19 protein-coding genes and 1 tRNA gene are annotated in these 18721 nt (G+C 37.6%); 15 read left to right on the top strand and 5 right to left on the bottom strand.

The window, feature by feature from the left end; all coding sequences use genetic code 11:
* Positions 1-79 precede the first annotated feature (79 nt).
* A tRNA-Ser gene (locus MHI04_RS22020) sits at positions 80-147 on the top strand.
* A 52-nt stretch (positions 148-199) separates the two neighbouring features.
* Here the strand turns inward: MHI04_RS22020 and MHI04_RS22015 are convergent.
* Entirely contained in the window at positions 200-1390 is a 1191-nt protein-coding gene (locus tag MHI04_RS22015; protein WP_058845142.1) for a coenzyme F420-0:L-glutamate ligase, read from the bottom strand.
* Between the two features lie 122 nt (positions 1391-1512).
* On the opposite strand from MHI04_RS22015, the gene MHI04_RS22010 reads away from it, so the two are divergent.
* Entirely contained in the window at positions 1513-2430 is a 918-nt protein-coding gene (locus MHI04_RS22010) for a LysR family transcriptional regulator (protein ID WP_058845141.1), read from the top strand.
* 17 nt (positions 2431-2447) lie between these two features.
* Here MHI04_RS22010 and MHI04_RS22005 read toward each other — a convergent pair whose 3' ends face one another.
* Complete coding sequence (locus MHI04_RS22005; RefSeq protein ID WP_036123879.1) at positions 2448-3329, bottom strand: LysR family transcriptional regulator; 882 nt, start codon at positions 3327-3329, stop codon at positions 2448-2450.
* Between the two features lie 113 nt (positions 3330-3442).
* On the opposite strand from MHI04_RS22005, the gene MHI04_RS22000 reads away from it, so the two are divergent.
* On the top strand, positions 3443-4462 hold the full coding sequence (locus MHI04_RS22000) for a YeiH family protein (RefSeq protein ID WP_058845139.1): 1020 nt from the start codon (positions 3443-3445) through the stop codon (positions 4460-4462).
* An 86-nt stretch (positions 4463-4548) separates the two neighbouring features.
* Here MHI04_RS22000 and MHI04_RS21995 read toward each other — a convergent pair whose 3' ends face one another.
* Positions 4549-4881, bottom strand: coding sequence for a heme oxygenase (locus MHI04_RS21995; RefSeq protein WP_036123876.1), 333 nt, complete (start codon positions 4879-4881; stop codon positions 4549-4551).
* Between the two features lie 220 nt (positions 4882-5101).
* Here MHI04_RS21995 and MHI04_RS21990 point away from each other — a divergent pair, with 220 nt between their 5' ends.
* From MHI04_RS21990 to MHI04_RS21935, 12 genes are all read left to right on the top strand, one after another.
* Positions 5102-5788: a response regulator transcription factor gene (locus MHI04_RS21990; protein WP_330493783.1), complete on the top strand. Its 687-nt coding sequence runs from the start codon at positions 5102-5104 to the stop codon at positions 5786-5788.
* Positions 5772-7187: a HAMP domain-containing sensor histidine kinase gene (locus tag MHI04_RS21985; RefSeq protein ID WP_342535193.1), complete on the top strand. Its 1416-nt coding sequence runs from the start codon at positions 5772-5774 to the stop codon at positions 7185-7187. The genes MHI04_RS21990 and MHI04_RS21985 overlap by 17 nt, the downstream gene beginning before the upstream one ends.
* A gap of 305 nt (positions 7188-7492) precedes the next feature.
* Positions 7493-8194, top strand: coding sequence for a polyphosphate polymerase domain-containing protein (locus MHI04_RS21980; protein WP_058845136.1), 702 nt, complete (start codon positions 7493-7495; stop codon positions 8192-8194).
* 20 nt (positions 8195-8214) lie between these two features.
* Positions 8215-8898: a DUF4956 domain-containing protein gene (locus MHI04_RS21975; RefSeq protein WP_089933370.1), complete on the top strand. Its 684-nt coding sequence runs from the start codon at positions 8215-8217 to the stop codon at positions 8896-8898.
* A 42-nt stretch (positions 8899-8940) separates the two neighbouring features.
* Positions 8941-10734, top strand: a complete 1794-nt coding sequence (locus MHI04_RS21970) for a CotH kinase family protein (RefSeq protein WP_342535192.1) — start codon at positions 8941-8943, stop codon at positions 10732-10734.
* An 87-nt stretch (positions 10735-10821) separates the two neighbouring features.
* Positions 10822-11424 (top strand): SAM-dependent methyltransferase, encoded by a 603-nt coding sequence (locus MHI04_RS21965; protein WP_036123850.1) that lies wholly within the window; start codon positions 10822-10824, stop codon positions 11422-11424.
* Between the two features lie 378 nt (positions 11425-11802).
* Positions 11803-13023: an ABC transporter substrate-binding protein gene (locus tag MHI04_RS21960; protein ID WP_036123848.1), complete on the top strand. Its 1221-nt coding sequence runs from the start codon at positions 11803-11805 to the stop codon at positions 13021-13023.
* Between the two features lie 146 nt (positions 13024-13169).
* On the top strand, positions 13170-14045 hold the full coding sequence (locus MHI04_RS21955) for a branched-chain amino acid ABC transporter permease (RefSeq protein WP_036123845.1): 876 nt from the start codon (positions 13170-13172) through the stop codon (positions 14043-14045).
* Positions 14046-14057: 12 nt separating this feature from the next.
* On the top strand, positions 14058-14993 hold the full coding sequence (locus MHI04_RS21950) for a branched-chain amino acid ABC transporter permease (RefSeq protein ID WP_036123842.1): 936 nt from the start codon (positions 14058-14060) through the stop codon (positions 14991-14993).
* Positions 14993-15772: an ABC transporter ATP-binding protein gene (locus MHI04_RS21945; protein ID WP_036123840.1), complete on the top strand. Its 780-nt coding sequence runs from the start codon at positions 14993-14995 to the stop codon at positions 15770-15772. Before MHI04_RS21950 ends, MHI04_RS21945 begins: the two co-directional genes overlap by 1 nt.
* On the top strand, positions 15772-16479 hold the full coding sequence (locus MHI04_RS21940) for an ABC transporter ATP-binding protein (protein ID WP_036123837.1): 708 nt from the start codon (positions 15772-15774) through the stop codon (positions 16477-16479). Before MHI04_RS21945 ends, MHI04_RS21940 begins: the two co-directional genes overlap by 1 nt.
* Before the next feature lie 146 nt (positions 16480-16625).
* Positions 16626-17126, top strand: a complete 501-nt coding sequence (locus tag MHI04_RS21935; RefSeq protein WP_170829857.1) for a cupin domain-containing protein — start codon at positions 16626-16628, stop codon at positions 17124-17126.
* A 41-nt stretch (positions 17127-17167) separates the two neighbouring features.
* On the opposite strand, the gene MHI04_RS21930 is transcribed toward MHI04_RS21935, so the two are convergent.
* A complete protein-coding gene (locus MHI04_RS21930; protein ID WP_036123832.1) occupies positions 17168-17887 on the bottom strand; it encodes a hypothetical protein in 720 nt (239 codons plus the stop codon).
* A gap of 23 nt (positions 17888-17910) precedes the next feature.
* Positions 17911-18612 (bottom strand): 23S rRNA pseudouridine(2604) synthase RluF, encoded by a 702-nt coding sequence (gene rluF, locus MHI04_RS21925; RefSeq protein ID WP_036123828.1) that lies wholly within the window; start codon positions 18610-18612, stop codon positions 17911-17913.
* Positions 18613-18721 lie beyond the last annotated feature (109 nt).

Genomic DNA, 18721 nt, shown 5'->3' with positions numbered 1-18721 from the left:
ATTACTTTGATTAAAGATTAAATAAAAAGGACTGAGAAAAATGTAATACTAAATCAATTACTCCAAAAATATATAATATGAGGAAGTGTGCAAGGAATGCATATCCCTTTTGAAAAGGGCTTACAGGTTCGATTCCTGTCATCCTCACGCAAAGGTAAATAAAAATGAACTCTCATTTCTACACGAGAGTTCATTTTTTTTATTTAGTATAGTTATCGAAGTAACCTTGAATATAAATCATAGGTGTTCCTTTGTCACCTGAGCCAGATGTTAGATCAGATAGCGAACCGATTAGGTCTGTTAAGCGACGAGGTGTTGTTCCTTGTGCAGCCATTTGACCCGTTAAATCTTCATCTTTATTTTGAATGTATTCAGAAATAGCGGCTTTTAATTCTTCACCTCGAAGGTTAGCAAAGTCGTTATCTGCTAAGTATTTCAATTTAACCTCGTTTGGTGTTCCATGCAATCCAGCCGTAAACGCTGGTGAAACAACAGGGTCTGCAAGCTCCCAAATTTTACCCACTGGATCTTTAAATGCACCGTCACCATAAATCATGACTTCTACCGTTTTGCCTGTTGCCTCTTTAATTTTTGCTTGGATTCCATCAACAATTGGCTGACAAGTATGGGGGAATAGTTTTACACTATCCTCTGTCGCTTTGTTAGAGCCAAGAAGACCATATTCTGCATTGAAGCCAGACCCATTAATAGACTCAGCTAAAATATTATCAAGGCTGTAAACTTTTTCAGCACCGTTTGCTGTTAAAATGCGCTTTGTACGGAAGCGTGTATGAATATCACATGTTAATACACTCTTTGTATAATTTAAAATTGTTTTTGGGTTATTAGAGAAGATGACTTCACATTTAGCGCCTTCTGCTTCAATTAACTCTTTATAGTATTCGATATAATCTACACCCGTGAATGTATGTTTTTGGTAGCCAAAATGTTCACGGAATTCAACCTCATTTAATGTATCTGTCCAAGGGTTAATGCCTTTTACATCTAACTCATCAATATCTACAAGGTGATTACCTACTTCATCGGATGGGTAGCTTAGCATTAGTACAACCTTTTTAACACCTTTGGCAATACCACGTAAACAGTTGGCAAAGCGGTTTCGACTTAAAATCGGGAAAATAACGCCGACAGTATCATCGCCGAACTTAGCTGCCACATCTACAGCGATATCATCTATTGATGCATAGTTACCTTGTGCACGTGCTACAACAGATTCAGTTACTGTGACAATATCACGATCCTCGATTGCATAGCCTTCAATTGTCGCAGCATTTAACACTGTATCTACAACGATTTGTTCAATATTATCGCCTTCGTTAATAATAGGACCACGAAGACCTCTTACAACTGTACCGATTACACGTTCCAACTTAATCTCTCCTCATTCTATCAATCGTAAAGTGAAATAAAATCCATATGATTTTACTATACGCTCCAGTAATGATATAAGTAAAATTAATAGTTCATATAATAGCTATAAGAGGTGCTTATATGATAGGGAAATTAGATTTATATCGTATTTTTAGTGTTGTAGCAAAAAATAATAGCTTTTCGAGTGCGGCTAAGGATTTATATATGACACAGCCTGCTGTTAGTCAGGCAATGATGCAATTGGAGAAGGAGCTTGGAACACGTCTTTTTAATCGAACTCCAAAAGGTGTGACGCTGACAACAGAGGGTAGTCTTCTCTTTGAATATACGAATTCAGCTTTAGGGCTTTTAGATGCTGGTGAAGAAAAGTTGCTAGAGTTTAAAAATTTAACAACAGGGCAATTAAAACTAGGAGTAGGGGATACCATTTCACGCTTCTTTTTAATGCCTTATTTAGAAGCATTCCATACAATGTATCCGAATATCAAATTACAAATGTTGAATGGTACAACATCTGAAATATGTAATTTTATTAAATCGGGTGAGGTCGATATCGGATTTTGCAATTTTCCAATAGAGGATTCAACATTACAGTTAACCGTATGCACGAATATTCAAGATATCTTCGTGTGTGGGGAGAAATACAAGACACTTGCGTCTAAAAGTTTAAGCTATGAGGATCTTTTGAAATTTCCACTTATCTTTCTAGAGAAAAAATCGAATTCACGAAAGTATGTGGAAGACTATCTCTTTGCAAGAGGTATCCATATTGAACCCGAATTTGAGCTAGGTTCACATGATTTGGTGTTAGAGTTTGCTCGTAGTAATCTCGGTATTGCGTGTGTAACCAAGGAATTTTCAAAGGACTATCTCCAGCGAGGTCTTCTCTATGAATTAACCTTAATGGAAAGTATTCCAACAAGGAGTATTGGTATGTGTTATTTGAAAACAGTACCTCTTTCTAGAGCAGCGACAAAATTTGTGGAAATCATTGAAACTAAGCGTTTGAATACGAGAAGAACCATAAAGAAAGCTTAGCGACGAGAAAAAGTCAGCTAAGCTTTCTTTATTAATATATCTATGAGTATGTCGACATTGCGCTTATTTTTCATCGTTGGTGAGCAAAGATAAGAAAATGTCCGCAGAAAATGCTGTCCTTCAAGGGGCAAAATGGTCATATCTTCATTTTTTAATTCACGTTCAATAACACAAGCGGATAGTAAGGAAAGACCAAGTCCCTGCATAACGCTCTCTTTGACCCCCTGATTACTACTAATCGTCAAAAGTGATTGGATTTGTAGACCGTTAGCTCTGAATAAATGATCTAAATAATAACGTGTCCCAGAGCCTTCTTCACGGGCAACCCAGTTTTGCTGTTGAAGTTTATCAGGGGTAATGGGTTGTTGCTTTGTCAGTGGATGATTACTGGCACTGACAATAAATAGTTCATCCTGCATAAATGGCTTAATTACCAGTTCATTATCCTGTGCTTGCCCTTCTATCAGACCAATATCAACTTGCAATAATTTTGTATATTGAATGATTTCTTTTGTATTGCCAATAATAATTTGAAGCTCAAGTTGTGGGAACTGTTGCTGCAAGCTTGCTATGATGGGGGGCAATATATATTCGCCAATCGTAAAGCTTGCTCCAATGACTAATGTACCTTGTACCTCTTGATGATAGGCCGCAATATCCTCTTTCGCCGCTTCAGTTATAGCCATGATTTGCTTCGCTCGTTTATAAAGAATTTCACCAGTTGGTGTAATTTGTACGGATTTTGGTGAACGAATAAACAAGGTTGTTTGTAATTCTTGCTCTAGGTTTTTAATGTGTAAGCTAACACTTGGCTGTGAAATATGAAGTATTTCAGAGGTTTTCGTAAAATTATTGACCTCAACTAGTGTGACGAACGTTTTTAAAGCTTCGTATTGCATAGTTTCACCTCTATTATTAGAAATGTTAATGATAATGATTATATATATGTATTTTACTAATAGTTCGCTTTTTATTAAAGTAATAATCAACAAGGGAGAAAGAAGTGAACAACATGGTTAATAGACAGAATAAAGTGAAATCCACCCTTAATCCTAATTTCTTGAAGGGAGTATTGTTAACACTCCTTATTGCTTTAGTAGCGAAATATATTGCCACATTTCCTTTCTTTTCAATATTAGGTCAGTTGGTTATTGCCATTATATTAGGAATGGCTTGGAGAGCAGCTTTTAAAGTACAAGATTCATGGCAAGTGGGTATTGCCTTCTCTAGTAAGAAGCTATTACGGCTTGGCATTATTTTATTGGGCATGCGCTTAAATTTGGCAGACATTTATCATGCAGGGGCAAATGTTTTTTTGATTGCAGTCATTAATTTAGTATTTGCTTTACTAGTTGTGTACGGATTAACAAAAATGTTTAAAGTGGAACAGAAGCTAGGGATATTAACGGCTTGTGGGACAGCAATTTGTGGGGCTGCTGCTGTAGTGGCAATCGCACCTCAAATAAAAGCAAATGAAAAAGAAACGGCAGTAGGGGCAGCAATTGTTGCCTTATTAGGGACTATATTTACGCTTATTTATACGGTTATCTATTCCATCATCGACTTAACGCCAACAGAGTACGGTATTTTTGCAGGTGGTACATTACATGAAATTGCCCATGTTATTGCAGCAGCGTCTGCTGGTGGAAATGAAGCCATTGATATAGCGGTTATTGTGAAATTAACACGTGTTGCCCTACTTGTACCAGTAGCAATTATGATCGGTATTTTCTATCGAAGAATAGACAAAAATAAAGAGAAAAAGGCATTTTCCTTCTCCATCATTCCGTGGTTTATTTTAGGGTTTTTAGCGATGAGTGCTATTAATTCATTGGGGATTATACCAGCTAATGTAGCACAAGCATTTGTCAATATTGCGTATATTTTAATCGCTATGGCCATGGCTGGCCTTGGGTTAAATGTGGAGATTAAAACCTTTAAGGAGCTTGGTGTAAAGGCATTTATTGCTGGTTTAATTGGCTCTGTTTGTTTATCCGTTTTGGGTTATATACTAGTCATTATTTTATCTTAAAAAAAGACCCTGCATAGTCGGTTCAACATGCAGGGCTTTTTAGATAGAATCAGAAGATAATGTATAAATAATTTAATTGTCGTTCATTAACGTAAAGCTTCGATGGAAGATGCTAATTCAGCCACCACAATTTTGCTGCCAATCATTGGGCTGTCCGCTTTTTCTCCCTCAGAACCCGAACTTGGACGCTGATGGGCTGCTGCGAATGCATCGCTATTACGCCATGCTTGGAAATGCTCTTTGGATTCCCAATACATATTAACACTCATCTCGTCATAAGTAGGATCGTCGGTCGAAATTAACACCTCTACTTTATGGAAGCCTTCAAATTGTTGTAGTGGACCTGGCTTTGTAAAGTTAGGTGCCATTTTCGCAGCAAAACCAGGTTTCACTTGAATACGATTAGTTACAATAATCATGCTTTTACCCCCCTTAATTTCATTTACTTAAATTTTGAATGAATTATCATTGATTATCATTCGCAATCAATGATAAGTGGCTTAGGAAGACATTGTCAATAGATGCCCCTCTATATATTATCTCATAGCAGTTTATGGGCTGTATATAGGCTGACATTTAACTGACATAATCTGGTGCTATAATGAATGTAAGAGCGAACTAGTATCGAGGTGAATGCCTATGGCAAATATTTTAGTAGTAGAAGATGAATATGCAATAAGTCAGGTGTTAAAGGTATATTTACAAAAAGTGGGTTATGATGTGACACAATGTTTCAATGGTGGTGAAGCCTTGGACATGTTTCGGGAAATACAGCCAGACCTAGTGTTATTAGATATTATGTTGCCAGAGAAAAACGGCTGGTCCATTTTAAAGGAAATTAGAGAGCTAAGTACTTGCCCTGTTATTATGTTGACAGCATTAGGTGAAGTAAACTACCGCTTAGAAGGGTTTGACCATGGGGCAGACGATTATATTGCTAAGCCTTTTATTGCAGATGAAGTTGTTGCAAGGGTGAGGGCTGTTTTAAGACGTGCTGAAGGAAGCACAAATTCATCCGTTATAAAACGTTATGGTTCTTTAACCATTGATAGTAAAGCACATAGGGTATTTCTTGGTGAAGAAGAAATTATATTAACGCCAAGAGATTTATCAGTGCTTATGTTTTTAGCAGACCATCCCAATCAAACATTTACCCGTGATCAGCTCATAGATCAAGTTTGGGGTTGGGAGTATGAAGGTAGTGATCGAGCAGTAGATTTAGCTATAAAGAGGCTTAGAAGGGCATTAAAGGAATGGGATGGGGCAGAAGGAGAAATAAAGACACTACGTGGATTGGGGTATCAGCTAAGTGTTCAAAAAAAATAAGCGAATATCTTTACTCCAATATTGGACGAGCCGTTATTTATTAACACTTTTTATTGGCTTAGCTATAATTTCCTTCATCTCGGCTGCGTGGATTCGTCATACAACATTTGAAAATCGATTAGAATTGATGGCGTTTTTAGCAGACGAGACGGTCTATCGTTTAACTGATACAACAAATCCTAATAATGGGCCGATAAAGGGTATTCCAGGCTTTATTGGGGATCGTGAGCGCTTCAATATGAGAGAGATTGATCCGATTTTGTATGTTGTTGACACAGAAGGCAATATACTGACGAGTAACCGCCCTGTGCCTCCTGGCAGTGCCAAAAATGTGACTGGTTTGTTGGATGGAGAAGAAGGGACGAAGGAAGTAACTGGGGAAAGAGAGCCCGAATATGTGGTTATAAGAAAGATAGAAAATAATGATCAGTTATTGGGCTGGGTTCTCGTGATGGAGAAGAAGGTAAATTTAACAAGCGTTAACCAAGCATATGGTCAGCTCGCCTTATTGATTGGAGCAGTGGCTTTATTAGGCTGGATAGCCATTTACTTTTTATCAAAGCGTTTAGCCCGTCCAATCAAGCAAGTAGCAGAGGCAGCCAAGCATGTCCAGGAAGGTCATTATGCTGTTGATTTACCTCAAGATAGTAAAGAAAAAGAGGTCTATGAGCTTGTTACATCCTTTAAAAATATGGCGAGTAAGCTAGAACAACTGGAGAAAACGCGAACGGAATTATTAGCAGGTGTCACTCATGAGTTGAAAACACCTGTTACCTCGATAAGTGGTCTATTACAAGCTGTAAAAGATGGCGTTGTAACAGGGCAGGATGCGATAGAGTTCATTGAAATGGCGATGGTTGAAACAACAAAAATGAAAACAATGGTTGGTGATTTACTTGCCTTTAACCACTTTGCTGTGGATGCTATCCCCGTGAAGATCGAATCTGTAGATGTTAATCAGTTATTGCGTGATGCAGTGGCTCAGTGGGAAGTCATGCAGGATGATGAGCTTGTAAGTGTGAATTTGCACTTATTAGATCAACCTGTACTGGTAGAGGCTGATATTGTTCGTATCCAACAAATCATGACAAACCTTTTAACGAATGCCAAACAGGCGATGGACAAAGGAACAATCACCTTAACGTTGACAGATCAAGGGGATACGTTATCGATGATAGTCAAAGATACAGGGCGCGGTATCCCTCAGGAGGAACAGGCATTTATTTTTGAGCGTTTTTATAGAGGAGAAAATAAAAAATATACAGTTCGAGGCTTGGGTTTAGGACTACCACTTAGTAAAATGATGGCACAATCTGTCGGGGGTGATTTACGATTAATCGAAAGCAAGACCTCTGGCACATCCTTTGAATTAGTATTACAAAAGGCTACTACGCTGTAAGAGCGTGGTAGCTTTTTTATGTTGATGCAGCCAATCATTGTACCGAGAGTAGAGGAAGACGATAGTTATTTTTTTGCATGTCTCATAGAGATGGTGGTGAGCATTGAATTGTAAAAAATAGTTGAAGAATATGTAAAGCCGACATCTGCCTGACACAAAAGCTCTTTATAGTAAATGGTGTAGACGAGGAGTAAACAAAAGGACGAGCCTTATGAAGGCTTTGTCATCTTCATGTACTAGTTGGTAAACCATTCAAATGGGAAAGTAGCTGTCAGTATAACACTAAGACAAGGGAGCGTGATGAGATGCCGATAGTAACTTCATTTAATCCAAATGGTCGCCAAGAAATTAAACAAGCGATATCCTACCCAGATTATGCCTTATTAAAAGCTAAGCTTCAGCATGTTATGCAGCTAGACCAGCATGCGGGCAAGGACGGTAAATATTTGATCCGTAGTACGTATTTCGATAATTTAGCCAATAAAGTGCTAAATGAGAAAAAAGAGGGCTATATCAATCGAGATAAATATCGGGTACGCATATACGGGAAATCTAGTGCCATTATTAATTTAGAGCGAAAAAGTAAGCGTAACAATGTCACTTTTAAATCGAAATGTAAAATATCTCAGGCTGAGTATGAACAAATGCGTGTCGGGGATATATCCTGGATGGAGAATGACGACCGAGCGCTAATTCGAGACTTATATCAAGAAATGAATTATAGCCAGCTTAGACCTACAACGGTAGTAGATTATGAGCGAGAGGCATACATTTATCCGTTTGGAAATGTCCGCGTTACGTTTGATAGTAAGGTCCAATCGAGTCTACGCAACACAGATATGTTTAATCAAAACCTGCCGATGGTAGATGTACTGGAGCCGAACCTTGTGATTTTAGAGGTAAAGTATGATGAATATTTACCAGACATTATCAAGTATTTACTACAATCTGTAGATACACGTGCAGAGGCATATTCCAAATATCAGCTTAGTCGTATGTACGGCTAAATACAAAGGAGAATAAACAAATGGATACAATTAAATTTAGCGATATATTTAAATCCAACTTTTTAGAAAAAACAACATCATTTTCATTAATCGATTCTATTATTGGCTTAGTAGTGGCATTTTTTATAGGGCTATTCATTTACGCCGTTTATAAGAAAACTTTTAATGGTGTCATTTACTCTCATTCATTCAATATCTCATTACTTATTATGACAATGGCAACTGCACTTGTAATTATGGGGATTAGTTCAAATGTTCTGTTATCACTTGGTATGGTTGGTGCTTTATCCATCGTACGTTTCAGAACACCTATTAAAGATCCAATGGATTTAGTCTATATTTTCTGGGCAATTGTTTCTGGTATTTTATGTGGAGCAGGGTTTATTCCATTAGTAATTATCGGTGCTGTGTTAATCGGTCTTGTACTACTAGTGTTCGTGAATAAAATTACGGTAGAGAATCCTTATTTATTGATTGTAAAGTTTGAAGAAGAGCTAGCAAATGCTGAGGTGGAGCGAATTATTGCTGCACAAACAAAAAAATTCGCACTCAAATCAAAATCCATTATGCATAATGATGAAATTGAAACAACTTACGAAATTCGTGTAAAGCAAAATGATGCGAAGCTGATGGATGAACTAACAAAAGTTGCTGGTGTTAAATCAGCCATGATGCTTAGCTACGATGGGAATTTCACAGCGTAATGACCTCATTAACAAAAAGGACTACGATGAGAGGTGATGGCTATGATTAAAACACGAATTGTCTACCTGTGCATGGCAATTTTACTCCTTCTCTTTGTCGTGATATATGCTGTGCTTCCAAATGCAGGAATTGAAACGAAAAATTCCGAGTTCTCCTATGAGGATATGGTATTTAATAGCAATAAAGTAACCACTGTCGATATCGAGATTGCTAAGGAAGATTGGACTGACATGCTTGAAAATGCAGCGGACGAGGAATTAAAACAGGCGGATATTACAGTAAACGGCAAGAAAATTGAGAATGTTGCTATTCGCACAAAAGGGAATTTATCATTACGATCAGTTGTCAATAGTGACTCGGATCGTTATAGTTTAAAAATCGATTTTGATTACTATGATGATACTCAAAGCTTATATGGTTTGAAAAAATTAAATTTAAATAATAATTATAGTGATGCTACATTGATGCGGGAATATATCTCCTATGAAATGATGGAGCAAATGGGCTTACCAACACCAGCACACTCCTATATGTATGTCACAGTAAATGGTGAAGAACGGGGCTTGTTTTTAGGAGTGGAAGCAGTAGATGAGACATTCCTAGCCAATAACTATGGTTCTAATGATGGCTTTTTATTTAAGCCAGACGGAACTGGCAGTGATTTGAAATATATTAGTGATGATATTGCAGACTATACAGGCATAGGATTAAAAACAAATGAGGGTCATATGGATCAATCCAAGCTTGTGGAGATGCTAAATGCTATTAATAACGGTGGAGACATCAAAAAATACCTTGATGTCGATGAAATGTTACGTTATTTCGCTGTCAATACAGCACTTGTCAATTTAGATAGTTACCAGGGGAATATGAAACATAACTATTATTTGTATGAACAGAATGGTGTGTTTTCAATTATTCCATGGGATTACAATATGTCCTTCGGCGGCTTTGGTGTTGGCGGTGGAGGTGGTAGAATGGGTGGAGAAAACAGTCAAAATCCAGCTGATGCTCCGACAACTTTAGAAGAACCAGTAGCACAAAACAATGAACAACTTAATCAGGCAGGTGGGGGGAGGTTACAACAGCCAGATGGAGGCCTCAATAGGGGAATGGAAATGGGGATGTCCAGCAACCTGTTAGCCGAGAGTGCTATTAATTTTAGTGTGAAAACCCCTGTTTCTGGCACAACGTTAGAGGAGCGGCCACTGCTGAATGCCTTGCTTACTAATGAAGAGTACCGTGCTAAATATGAAGGTTATCTAGAAGAGCTAGCGACAACCTATTTAACAGAGGATTATGTACAAGCTATTACTAAAAACTTAGCACTATTAATAACGACCTATGTGGAGGCAGATCCCACAAAATTCTCTACTACAGAGCAATTCTTAGAGGCAGTTGAAGGTGAAAATAGCTTACCTGAATTCGCTAAACAGCGCTCCCAATCTATTTTAAAGCAGCTATCTGGAGAGCTGGTTGTAGAAGCGTCTACGACATCACAAGGAAATATGGGCGTACCAACTCCAAATGAAAATGGTGAGATGAATTCAATGCCAGAGAATTTTGACCCGAGTCAGCTACCAGAGGATTTTGATCCATCACAGAGCCCACCGTTTAATAGAGAAGGCAATGGCCCACGAGAAGGACAAAATGGCGAATCAATGCAACGTCCTGATGGAAGCGGAGGCCCAATCAGTATGCCAGGTGAAAATGATGGAGCGTCTAATCAAGCAACTGTAATTGATAAAAATACAGTGTTTACAGCCGCAGCCTGCCTTGTATTGCTTCTCTTAGCACTTCTCTTTGTTGTTAAATTTAAACGCAGAGGTCGTTGAAAAATAACCATATCCAACATGTTTGGGTATGGTTTTTGCATTTTATCGTGTTAAAATAAAGCATTCTTTTCTGAGGAGTCTTTTCATATGAATGAACAGCAGTTTGATAAATATTTGCATATTAACACAGTGGGAGAACAATACGGTTTCCCAAAACTCGCACACTATCACCGATATGAGCCAACACCATATAGCGGGTTGGAACAATTGTTTGAAGCGTACGAGATGCCGGACAATCCAGTATTCATTGATATGGGATGTGGAAAAGGAAGAGTACCCATTTATGTGCATCATAAGTTCCGTATTCCGACTATTGGGATAGAAATGGATGCAGGATTTTATGCAGAGGCTGAAGAAAATAAACGTAGTTATCTCCAAAAAATGAAAGCACATGCACCCATTTCGTTTATTCATACAATAGCTGAGGCTTATGAAATAAAGTCACGTGATAATGTGTTCTTCTTCTTCAACCCTTTTTCGATTCATATTTTTCGTACAGTCATTCATAATATTTGGAAATCCTATGAACAGCGAATGCGAGATATTCATTTAATTTTATATTATCCGCCTTATGATTATTTACAATTTTTACATCACGGAACATCATTTGAATTACTTCATGAGGTTCATTTAGAAAATGAAACCAATATTAATGAACGTCTTTGTGTGTTTGTCTTAAAAAGAGCTTAGAGCTTGGGAAACCAACTCTAAGCTTTTCTAATTTAAATAAAGTAACATCGCAGTAATTATTTTCAGGGAAATAATGATATGAGAAAATGAACGCTCTTACTTAGACTTTATTGTAAAAAAGTAATTTCATCTAATAGTTTTGTACTAGTCTTTATGTAAAATTAAAAGATAATTCACAAATAACTAATTATACTGAAAAATCACTCTAGACTAAATATAAAGAATGTTTTACAATGTAAAAGGCTTATATGAATAATATTTTTCATTCGTTTTAGGATAGTTATAAATAATTATTTTTGCTATTGAGTAAATGAATTTAATTGTTTATAATTATCAGAAATATCTAATATTTTAGAAATTTTCAGGGGGAATTTAATTATGAGAGAGAGCAAAAAGCTTAAGAAGTTCGGTTCACTTTTAGTAGCATCTTCATTACTTGCTGGTGTTCTTGCAGGTTGTGGTAACGGAGACGATTCAAGTTCTGGCGGAGGCTCATCATCAGGCGGAGGTTCATCTGATGGCGATACAATTAAAATTGGTGCCAACTTAGAGCTTTCGGGGAATGTAGCATCTTATGGTTCCTCTATTGGGCTAGGTGCAGAACTGGCTGTAAAAGAAATTAATGATGCTGGCGGTATTGACGGCAAGAAAATTGAACTGATTAAAGTAGATAATAAATCAGAGAACTCTGAGGCAACCTCAGCTGCTATTAAACTAGCAACGCAAGATAAAGTAGTAGCAATGCTAGCGCCTGCAACTTCAGGAAATACAGTAGCAACGGTTCAAATAGCCAATGATAATAAAATTCCAATTGTAACTGGTTCTGGTACAGCGCCAAATATTACAGTAAACGAAGATGGCAGTGTGAATGAATATGCATTCCGTACATGCTTTATCGATCCATTCCAAGGAATTGTAGCGGCTAACTTTGCCTCAGGCGAGCTAGATGCGAAAAATGTAGCTATTTTCGCAGATAATGCATCAGACTATGCAAAGGGTTTGGCAAAATCCTTTAAAGAAACAATTACTAAGAGTGGCGGAAAAGTTGTGAAAGAAGAAGCTTATGTAGCGAAGGATACAGACTTCCGTACACAGTTAACAAATATTAAAGCATCAAATCCAGATTTCATCTTTATCCCAGGATACTATGAAGAAGTTGGTTTAATCGTTAAACAAGCACGTGAAATGGGTATTGATGTACCTTTAATGGGTGCTGATGGTTGGGATTCTCCAACTTTAATAGATTTAGCTGGTGCGGATGCATTGAATAACACATACATCACAAACCACTATTCTGCTGAAGACCCAGACCAAAAAATTCAAGATTTCGTAAAGGCATTTAAAGCGGCAAATGGTGACAAAGCACCTGACGCATTTAATGCACTTGGTTATGACTCAATTTACTACATTGCAGATGCGATTAAACGTGCAGGCTCTACGGATGGTGAAGCAATTAAAAATGAATTAGCTGCAACAAAAGATCTTTCTTTAGTAACAGGTACTTTCTCAGTTGACGAAAACCATAACCCAATTAAAACAGCAACAGTTCTTGAATTCAAAGACGGTAAACAAGTGTTCAACTCTAAAGTTAATCCTTAATGTTTTGTAAGCAAGGGGGAGGCGGGTAAACACGCCTTCCTTTTTATGTTTTAGATAACTAGAATGCTAACGTAATTCATAACTTTCTAGTATAGATGCATGTACAGATTTCTCATTTTTCAGAAAATTCAAAGGAGTGAATGCGCATGGAATGGATACAGCAACTTGTGAACGGTATTTCACTTGGAAGTATCTACGCGTTAATAGCGTTAGGGTATACGATGGTATACGGTATTATCAAGCTGATTAACTTTGCTCATGGTGATGTTTTCATGATCGGGTCATTTATTGGCTTTTACGCAATTGCTAAATGGGAGCTTGGTTTCTTCCCGGCTCTATTATTGGCAATGACCGTTTGTGCGATCTTTGGTGTTTTAATTGAACGTATTGCCTATAAACGTTTACGAAATGCAACACGTATCGCAGCATTAATTACAGCGATTGGTGTGTCATTGTTAATTGAATACACTACTATTTTCTTCAGAGGTGCTCAACCAGCAGCTTATCCTGAAGTTTTCAAAAATAAATCATTTGATATTTTTGGTGTACAAATTAGCAGTACATCCATTTTAATTTTATCAGTCGCAGTTGTACTGATGATTCTTTTACAATTCATCGTACATAAAACAAAAATCGGTAAAGCGATGCGTGCCGTTTCTCACGATGCAGATGCAGCTCGCTTAATGGGTATAAACGTTGATAATACAATCTCTGCAACATTTGCTATTGGTTCAGCTTTAGCTGGTGCAGCGGGTGTTATCTTCGGTGTTTATTATACAAAGATTGATCCTTTAATGGGTGTTATTCCTGGCGTTAAAGCATTTATCGCAGCTGTTCTTGGTGGTATTGGTATCATTCCGGGCGCTATGGTTGGTGGTATGTTACTAGGCGTTGTAGAGTCTTTAGTAAGTGCGCTTGGCTTCTCATTATGGCGTGATGCAGCGGCATTCGTAATTTTAATTTTAATTTTAATCTTCAGACCATCGGGTATCTTTGGTAAAAATGCCCGTGAGAAAGTGTAGGTGAGCGGTTTTATGAAAAAGTCTAAAATTTTTTGGGGCTATGCCGTAATAGCGCTAGTCATCTATGCAGTTGTGCAATTATTGATTACAACAGAAGTAATTGATTTGTACTACAAAAATATGTTAATCACAATGTGTATTAACATCATGCTGGCTGTCAGCTTGCATATTGTTATTGGGGTTACTGGACAATTCTCAATTGGGCATGCTGGGTTCCTAGCAGTTGGTGCATATGTGTCCGCTATCATTACCACAAAATTAATGCTGCCATTCCCATTGGCTATCCTTTTAGGGGCAGTCGCAGCAGCGGTTGCTGGTCTAATAGTAGGGATTCCCACTCTTCGTTTAAAAGGAGATTATTTAGCAATTGCGACACTAGGCTTTGCTGAAATTATTCGTATTATCTTTTTAAATACGGATTATGTTGGTGGCGCAGCGGGGATGCAGGTTAAATATTTATCTAACTGGACATATGCATTCTTTGGTGTTGTGTTAACGATTCTCGTTATCTCGAACTTTACAAATTCTCGTCATGGTCGTGCGTGTATTTCCATTCGTGAGGATGAAATTGCAGCGGATGCTATGGGTATTAATACGACCTATTATAAAGTTGTTGCATTCGCGATTGGGTCTTTCTTTGCAGGTCTAGCTGGAGCTATTTTCGCACATAACTTTTATATTATCCAACCGACAACATTTGGTTTCTTAAAATCATTTGATATTTTAATTTATGTTGTACTCGGTGGCTTAGGGAGTCTTTCTGGTTCAGTGATTGCAGCGATTTTCTTAACTTTTGTATCAACTTATCTAGCAAACTTCCCTGAAACTCGTATGATTATTTATAGTTTAGTATTAATTATTGTCATGCTGTATCGTCCAACCGGCTTAATGGGAACAAAGGAAATTACGCAGTTATTTAAGTTTGGTAAAAAAGGAGGTACAAAATAATGACTGGAAACCTTCTTATAAAAGTTGAAAACATGGGGATTCAATTCGGTGGTTTAAAGGCGGTACAGGGTGTGAATATGTACCTTAATCAAGGTGAATTAGTAGGGCTAATTGGACCTAATGGTGCTGGGAAAACAACCAGCTTTAATATGCTGACAGGGGTTTATACCCCAACGGAAGGTATAATTACTTTTGATGGTATGAGATTAAATGGACTTGCACCATATCAGGTGACGCAAAAGGGTATTAGCCGTACGTTCCAAAATATTCGCTTATTTAAAGAGCTATCTGTTCTAGACAATGTTAAGGTAGCCAATCATTCTCTTGCTAAGCATTCCATGTGGTCTTCTATTTTCCGTTTGCCAACTCATTTCAAGGGTGAGGCAGCAATGGAGCATCAATCAATTGAATTCTTAAAAATCTTTGGCTTAGATGTCTATAAGGATGAACTAGCGAAAAACTTACCATACGGAATGCAGCGTCGTTTAGAGATTGCTCGTGCTTTAGCGGCAAATCCCAAGCTACTATTATTGGATGAGCCAGCAGCAGGGATGAACCCGCAGGAAACACATGATTTAATGGAGTTAATTGCATTTATTCGTAAAGAATTTGGCTTAACCATTTTGTTAATTGAGCATGATATGAGCTTAGTTATGGGTATTTGCGAACGCATTTATGTACTCGATCATGGACAATTAATCGCTGACGGGACACCAGAAGAAATTCGCAACAATCCTAAGGTAATTGAAGCGTACCTTGGTGAGGAGGTTATCGGCTAATGCTAAAAGTACAAAATATCGATGTTTATTATGGCAACATCCAAGCATTAAAGGGCCTCTCTTTAGAAGTAAACGAGGGTGAAATTGTAACGTTAATCGGTGCAAATGGTGCTGGAAAAAGTACATTGTTAAAGACATTATCAGGTTTACTGAAGCCAAAAGGTGGCATTATTGAATACGAGGGCTTCTCTATTGCTGGGAAGGCAGCACAAACTATTGTTAAATCAGGAATTTCCCACGTTCCGGAGGGTCGTCGTGTTTTTGCCAATATGTCAGTAGAAGAAAACTTAGAGCTTGGTGCCTATCTACGTAATGATAAAGCTGGTATTAAAAAAGATATGGATCATGTTTTCGAGCTATTTCCGCGCTTATTAGAGCGTCGCAAGCAGCAGTCAGGCACATTATCTGGTGGGGAACAGCAGATGCTTGCGATGGGCCGTGCCTTAATGGCAAAACCAAAACTGTTATTAATGGATGAACCTTCGATGGGTCTTGCACCGCTAATGGTTAAAAACATCTTTAATATTATTGAACAGGTCAATAAAGAAGGTACAACTGTATTGCTTGTTGAGCAAAATGCTAATATGGCTTTATCTGTTGCTAATCGTGCGTATGTACTTGAAACAGGACGTATTGTTTTAGCTGGTTCAGCAAAAGAGCTTCAAGAGAGCGAGCAAGTAAAAGCAGCTTATTTAGGCGGATTATAGAATTTGAAGGGCATCTCAACAAAGAGATGCCCTTTCAGTTGATCTTCGATATATCAAGATTACCTCTTGATAAAGCTGATCCCTTGAAAAATCAAAGGTAGCCTTTTTACTTTATTTTTTGGTAAGGTGGAAAAAAGGAGTGATACATGTTGAAGTTTTCAGCACAATATTTTATTAAACAATTAAATTTAGCCGAACATCCAGAAGGAGGCTATTACATTTCATCATTTCGTGCCACAGACGAGCTAGCAGTGAGAGATGTTCAGAGACCTATTTATACGAGTATTTATTTCTTATTACGCTCACAAGATATCTCACATTTACATCGATTGCAATCAGATGAGCTATGGTATTACCATGCGGGAAGTCCACTAACAGTTCATATGATTTTTCCCGATGGTACCTATGAGGCGAAAAAGCTTGGTTTGAATGTAGAAGCTGGTGAGGTACCACAAATTGCAGTTCCGAAAAATACCATTTTCGGCTCATCGGTGGAGGATTCCGAGACGTTTAGTCTAGTCGGGTGTATGGTTGCACCAGGATTTGACTTTGCAGATTTTGAATTGTTTACACAGGAAGAGCTTTTAGCAGACTATCCTCAGCACGAGGGAGTTATTCGTAAAATGGCTTACAAAACCATTAAATAGAAAAGTAGCCGTCTCAAAGTTTTTGAGACGGCATGATTTGTTCACCATAGTATTTCTTCAGGATAATTCAGTTGTATTTGGATATCATGTAATGCTTGCTTAGTCGTAATGGCTGCTTCCATTAGAGTTGATTTTAATGCCAAATATTCATGATCCTCTACCATTAATCGCACCGCAAATGCCGCTAAATGTGCTTTTCGCTCCTCTTTACTTAATTGAATATATTCTAGATTCAGAACATCAACATATTGCGTAGCAAAACGGAAAGTGAATGGATTTTTAGCATGTAGCATTCGGACAAACATAACGTAATCTTCCTCATCAATCTCCTGTTCCAAACAATCGGCAATAGCCGCTTGAAACTTGCGTAAAATGGCAATTTCATAATTCCACATGGACGCATTGTTTAACTGCTGATGCAAATCAATAAAATCATTTAAAGCAATCGCACTAAATATTATTTCTGGCCAAAGAATTTCTGTGGCAAAATAAACATTTTTATTAGGAAAGATCAGTTCATGTTGTGTCAGGACATTTTTATTAAGTCCGTTACTCACAAAATCAAGGTGATGTTCCCCGAGCATAGCATGTCTTAGTTTATAGCATACGCTTAAAATACGTAGTCGAGGACCTTGATAATCATAGTATTTATTTTCATCACCAGTTACTTTATAGATCGCATTGATTAGTTCATCTAAATCCCAATAATCCCCGCTAACCCGTACCCCTGTTAGTTGCTCTGTGCTTTGAATAGATATCATAGTCCTCGCCCTCCTTTAAGTGCTTATTTAGGTGTGTAGTTGAGTAGTTTGAATAGTTCTGTTCGTTCCTTATCTGTTAAATCACGCCATTGGCCCACTTTTAAATTACCAAGCTTAATATTCATAATACGAATACGCTGTAGGCGCTTAACGGAATAACCTAGCGCTGAGCACATTCGGCGGATTTGACGATTTAAGCCTTGCTCTAAAATGATTTTAAAAACTTTGTCCGAAATCTTTTCTACACGACAAGGTAAGGTTGTTGTATCTAGAATATCAACACCGGCTCCCATTTTTTTAATAAATTGCGCTGTTATAGGCTGATCAACTTGAACGATGTATTCTTTTTCATGATGGTTTTCTGCACGCAGAATTTTATTGACGATATCGCCATCATTAGTTAATAACAATAATCCCTCTGATTCCTTATCGAGACGTCCGATATGAAAAATACGTAAGGGATGATTGACGAAATCAACGACATTGCCTTTTATATGACGCTCTGTTGTACTTGTAATGCCGACAGGTTTATTCAGAGCAATATAGACAAGCTGTTGTTCTTTCTTTACCTCTTTTCCATCAACGCAAACTATATCACCCGTTTCAACCTGACTACCGACAGTCGCCAACTGACCATTAATGGTTACTTTTCCTTCAGCAACCCATTTATCAGCACCACGACGGGATATGATGCCTGTTTCACTTAAATATTTATTAATACGCATATTGTTCTCCTATATTTTATATTATTTTTAAGTATACCTTAACGTGTACATGCCGTGAATTCTAGAAGCTTTTCTAGCAAAAATAAATTAAATAGAAAAGTTTTTTAAA

The sequence above is a fragment of the Lysinibacillus sp. FSL K6-1151 genome (genome assembly GCF_038630755.1).
In the GTDB taxonomy this organism is placed as follows: domain Bacteria; phylum Bacillota; class Bacilli; order Bacillales_A; family Planococcaceae; genus Lysinibacillus; species Lysinibacillus fusiformis_D.
The sequence above is the reverse complement of the archived record's forward strand: the minus strand, read 5'-3'. Positions and strand labels throughout refer to the sequence as shown.

Bases quoted from the DNA above. Each gene is read 5' to 3' on its own strand.
- MHI04_RS22010 (WP_058845141.1), top strand. From the start codon at position 1,513: ATGATAGGGAAATTAGATTTATATCGTATTTTTAGTGTTGTAGCAAAA.
- MHI04_RS22005 (WP_036123879.1), bottom strand. From the start codon at position 3,329: ATGCAATACGAAGCTTTAAAAACGTTCGTCACACTAGTTGAGGTCAAT.
- MHI04_RS22000 (WP_058845139.1), top strand. From the start codon at position 3,443: ATGGTTAATAGACAGAATAAAGTGAAATCCACCCTTAATCCTAATTTC.
- MHI04_RS21995 (WP_036123876.1), bottom strand. From the start codon at position 4,881: ATGATTATTGTAACTAATCGTATTCAAGTGAAACCTGGTTTTGCTGCG.
- MHI04_RS21990 (WP_330493783.1), top strand. From the start codon at position 5,102: ATGGCAAATATTTTAGTAGTAGAAGATGAATATGCAATAAGTCAGGTG.
- MHI04_RS21980 (WP_058845136.1), top strand. From the start codon at position 7,493: ATGCCGATAGTAACTTCATTTAATCCAAATGGTCGCCAAGAAATTAAA.
- MHI04_RS21975 (WP_089933370.1), top strand. From the start codon at position 8,215: ATGGATACAATTAAATTTAGCGATATATTTAAATCCAACTTTTTAGAA.
- MHI04_RS21970 (WP_342535192.1), top strand. From the start codon at position 8,941: ATGATTAAAACACGAATTGTCTACCTGTGCATGGCAATTTTACTCCTT.
- MHI04_RS21965 (WP_036123850.1), top strand. From the start codon at position 10,822: ATGAATGAACAGCAGTTTGATAAATATTTGCATATTAACACAGTGGGA.
- MHI04_RS21960 (WP_036123848.1), top strand. From the start codon at position 11,803: ATGAGAGAGAGCAAAAAGCTTAAGAAGTTCGGTTCACTTTTAGTAGCA.
- MHI04_RS21955 (WP_036123845.1), top strand. From the start codon at position 13,170: ATGGAATGGATACAGCAACTTGTGAACGGTATTTCACTTGGAAGTATC.
- MHI04_RS21950 (WP_036123842.1), top strand. From the start codon at position 14,058: ATGAAAAAGTCTAAAATTTTTTGGGGCTATGCCGTAATAGCGCTAGTC.
- MHI04_RS21945 (WP_036123840.1), top strand. From the start codon at position 14,993: ATGACTGGAAACCTTCTTATAAAAGTTGAAAACATGGGGATTCAATTC.
- MHI04_RS21940 (WP_036123837.1), top strand. From the start codon at position 15,772: ATGCTAAAAGTACAAAATATCGATGTTTATTATGGCAACATCCAAGCA.
- MHI04_RS21935 (WP_170829857.1), top strand. From the start codon at position 16,626: ATGTTGAAGTTTTCAGCACAATATTTTATTAAACAATTAAATTTAGCC.
- MHI04_RS21930 (WP_036123832.1), bottom strand. From the start codon at position 17,887: ATGATATCTATTCAAAGCACAGAGCAACTAACAGGGGTACGGGTTAGC.
- rluF (WP_036123828.1), bottom strand. From the start codon at position 18,612: ATGCGTATTAATAAATATTTAAGTGAAACAGGCATCATATCCCGTCGT.